Origin of the sequence: Halobacteriovorax sp. GB3, from assembly GCF_028649655.1 — a bacterium.
In the GTDB taxonomy this organism is placed as follows: domain Bacteria; phylum Bdellovibrionota; class Bacteriovoracia; order Bacteriovoracales; family Bacteriovoracaceae; genus BSW11-IV.
Genome location: NZ_JAQSLN010000008.1, coordinates 1 through 1,193 on the forward strand (window position 1 = coordinate 1; position 1,193 = coordinate 1,193).

Below are 1,193 nucleotides of genomic sequence, written 5' to 3' on the forward strand. Positions count from 1 at the left end.
AATTATTCTAGAATGTCAGATACTGTACCAGCACCGATTGTTCTACCACCCTCACGGATTGCAAACTTAAGACCTTTTTCCATTGCGATTGGAGTAATAAGTTCTGCTGTGAAAGAAGTGTTATCTCCTGGCATTACCATTTCAACACCGTCTGCAAGCTCAATCGCTCCAGTTACGTCTGTTGTTCTGAAATAGAATTGTGGTCTATATCCTTTGAAGATTGGAGTGTGACGTCCACCTTCGTCTTTTGAAAGAATATAAACTTCACACTTAAATTTCTTGTGTGGTGTTACTGTACCTGGCTTGATTAGACATTGACCACGCTCAACTTCGTCTCTCTTAAGACCACGAAGTAGAAGACCAACGTTATCTCCTGCTCTACCTTCATCAAGAAGCTTTCTGAACATCTCAACACCAGTTACTGTAGTCTTTTGAGACTCTCTGATACCGATGATTTCAACTTCTTCGTTAACCTTAACGATACCTCTTTCAACACGTCCAGTTACAACTGTACCACGTCCTGAAATTGAGAAAACGTCTTCTACTGGCATTAGGAAAGTCTTATCGATATCTCTTGCCGGAGTTGGAATATACTCATCAACTTGTGCCATAAGCTCAAGTACTTTTTCTCTACCAATGTTAGCATCTCTGTTCTCTACTGCTGCAAGTGCTGATCCAGCTACTACTGGTACATCGTCACCTGGGAAGTCGTAAGAAGAAAGAAGCTCTCTGATTTCCATTTCAACTAGCTCAAGTAGTTCTTCGTCATCTACTTGGTCTACTTTGTTAAGGAATACACAAATCGCTGGAACACCAACCTGTCTAGCAAGAAGAATGTGCTCTCTAGTTTGTGGCATCGCTCCGTCTGCTGCTGAAACAACTAGGATCGCTCCGTCCATTTGTGCTGCACCCGTAATCATGTTCTTTACGTAGTCAGCGTGACCTGGACAGTCTACGTGAGCGTAGTGTCTTACGTCTGTTTCGTACTCAACGTGAGCTGTGTTAATTGTAATACCACGTGCTTTCTCTTCTGGTGCAGAGTCAATATCAGCGTAATCTCTCGCTGCTCCACCAAATTTTTCTGCAAGTGTCATTGTAATTGCAGCTGTTAGAGTTGTTTTACCGTGGTCAACGTGACCGATTGTCCCAATGTTTACGTGGGGCTTACTTCTGTCAAAAGTTTCCTTTGCCAT

The 1,193-nt window shown here is 42.7% G+C and carries 1 protein-coding gene; it reads right to left on the reverse strand.

Annotated elements, in window-relative coordinates; translation table 11 throughout:
- Positions 1–2 precede the first annotated feature (2 nt).
- Positions 3–1,193, reverse strand: coding sequence for an elongation factor Tu (gene tuf, locus HBN50_RS17555; protein ID WP_273872229.1), 1,191 nt, complete (start codon positions 1,191–1,193; stop codon positions 3–5).

Bases quoted from the DNA above. Each gene is read 5' to 3' on its own strand.
- tuf (WP_273872229.1), bottom strand. From the start codon at position 1,193: ATGGCAAAGGAAACTTTTGACAGAAGTAAGCCCCACGTAAACATTGGG.